This window comes from Agrobacterium sp. CCNWLW155 (assembly GCF_036888815.1).
In the GTDB taxonomy this organism is placed as follows: domain Bacteria; phylum Pseudomonadota; class Alphaproteobacteria; order Rhizobiales; family Rhizobiaceae; genus Agrobacterium; species Agrobacterium radiobacter.
Map to the genome: position 1 here is coordinate 1 of NZ_JBAKFW010000048.1, position 2333 is coordinate 2333.

The window sequence follows — 2333 nt, forward strand, 5'->3', positions numbered from 1 at the left end:
TGTCAATGCCGCGTGAATTTTGCCCAGAAGTGCCGAAGTAAAATTCCCCAATTATGCCGACGTGGACGCCAGGGAGATTTGGGGATTTTTTGGTGGACGTCCGCGTGGCTTTTGAGGTGGCGCAAAAGCCGGGGGTGCGATCAGGGCTTTGGATCGGACATGCTCCGGCATCAGCTCGGCATGCTGGCGCAACCGATAGCTTGATCCCTCGATCTGGACGACGACGGCATGATGAAGCAATCTGTCGAGCAGCGCCGTTGCGACGACGGGATCTCCGAAGACGTCGCCCCATTCTGCGAAGCCGCGGTTTGAGGTCAGGATCATCGCACCGCGTTCATATCGGGCGTTGACGAGCTGAAAGAAGAGATTGCCGCCGCCTTGGATGACCGGCAGGTAGCCGATCTCGTCGACAATCAGCAAGCTTGGCCTGCAGAAGAAGCGAATGCGCTCCTGAAGCCTGCCTTCTCGTTCGGAACGGGCAAGCGAACCAATGAGGTCAGCGAGCGTCGTAAAATACACACTCTTTCCGGCCTTCACAGCTTCGACGCCGAGAGCTGTGGCGAGATGGCTTTTTCCTGTTCCCGGCGGACCAAGGAAATGAACGGCCTCGTGACGATCGACGAAGCCGAGCTGCGCCAGGGTGAGGATGCGATCGCGATCGAGTGAAGGCTGGAAGGTGAAGTCGAAGCCGGCGAGCGTCTTGATCGTCGCAAGCCTGCCCATTCGCAGTGCGGTCTTGATCCGGCTGTTCTCGCGCAGGGTCAATTCTTCTGACAGGAGGATATCAATTGCTTCCAGCGCGGAAAGCTCACCGTGCTCGAGGCGTCGAACGACATGGTCGAGAGATTCGAGTGCACGTGGCATCTTCAGGCCGACGAGATCATGACGGATACGATCGATCATGGACGGAATGGCATCGAGGGCCGCGCTCATGGGCGGTTCTCCTGTGCCAGAACTTTGCCGACGGCATCGTAGAAGGCGAGAGATCGCTGAAGCACGGTGTCGCCGGCGGGCTTGACGACAATGGCGTCGTCGCGCGCCCTGGACCGATGTTGCGGCACGAGTGCTCGTCGATGGTCAGGATGAACCCGGCGCTGTTTGCGGCCCTCCAGGACGGGATGGGCTGCGATCAACATGCCGTTCTCGAAGATGCGGACCTCGTCAGCGAGAGAATGGACTTCCACCATTCGGCTTCGCGTAGCGTCCGGAACGCTGTAGGTGTTGCCGCCGACGCTGACCATGCCTTCCCGTGACACCCGGCGCTCTAGCTTCAAGACGGATTTGAACGGAGCCAGCGGTAATGGTCGCAGGTACGGCCGCTCCTCGGCGAAGGCTTCATTGACGACACGCAGGGTCGTGGCGTGCTTCCGTGGATTGGCGACGGTATCCAGCCAGTGCCGGAGCTGGGCGTTCAAGTCATCAAGGTTGCGGAACGAGCGGGCCAGGAAGAAGTCTTCGCGGATATAACGAAACGGCCGCTCGACCTTGCCCTTCGTTTTGGCACGATAAGGTTTGCATGCCTTGGGATGGAAGCCGTAGTGACGAGCCAGGTCTATGAGGGCACGGTTATAGACGATGCCTTCTGTCTGCCCTTCGCCGATGACGGCAGTCTTCATCCGGTCGTAAAGCACTTCCCTCGGCGCGCCGCCGAGAGCCTCGAAGGCCGCTATGTGGCAACGCAGGACGGTCGGCAGGTTCTGATGCATGACGAAGCGTGCCCAGATGAGACGGCTGTGACCCAGCACCATCGAGAACAGCCAGACGATCCTCGGCGTCATCGGTTCGTCGGTGAAGACGACATGAAACTGGGCGAAATCCACCTGAGCCTGCTCACCGGGCGGCGTCTCGAAACGAACTTCAAAGCCCTGACTTGCAACGGGGCGAACATCACGGAGAAAATCCGTCACAGCCGTATAGCCCCCGGTATAGCCTCGCTCACGCAGTTCTCGAAATAATCGACTGCCGGTCAGGCCGGGGTAGCATCTGACCCGCTCCCGCAGGTATGAAGCGAACGGGTCGATGACCGTCGCCCGAGGCTTTCTTGGACCATAGGCTGGAGCCTCGAGGCCTCGCTCAATGTATTTGCGCACCGTCTTGCGATCGATGCCAGTTTCTCTGGAAATAGCCGACACCGTCAGCCCCTGCTGATGCAGATCCAGGATCATGATCGTCTCCCTCAGCTTGATCACCAACATCCCCCTTCCGACCATCGGAAGGAGTATCGGCGATGATGCGCCGCCGGTCTTCCGGGGCGCGCCCCGAAAGACCGGCGGACGCAGCACCTGGGGAAGATTCAAACGGCACTATTGGGGAGTATTGCTCCGGTACTGACA

The 2333-nt window shown here is 59.7% G+C and carries 2 protein-coding genes; both read right to left on the reverse strand.

The annotated features are described in order from the left end of the window. Positions 1-51: 51 nt before the first annotated feature. Positions 52-933 (reverse strand): IS21-like element ISRel3 family helper ATPase IstB, encoded by an 882-nt coding sequence (gene istB / locus V6S97_RS28995; protein WP_334428432.1) that lies wholly within the window; start codon positions 931-933, stop codon positions 52-54. Next, positions 930-2189, reverse strand: coding sequence for an IS21 family transposase (gene istA / locus V6S97_RS29000; RefSeq protein WP_334428433.1), 1260 nt, complete (start codon positions 2187-2189; stop codon positions 930-932). The genes istB and istA overlap by 4 nt, the downstream gene beginning before the upstream one ends. Positions 2190-2333: the final 144 nt, after the last annotated feature.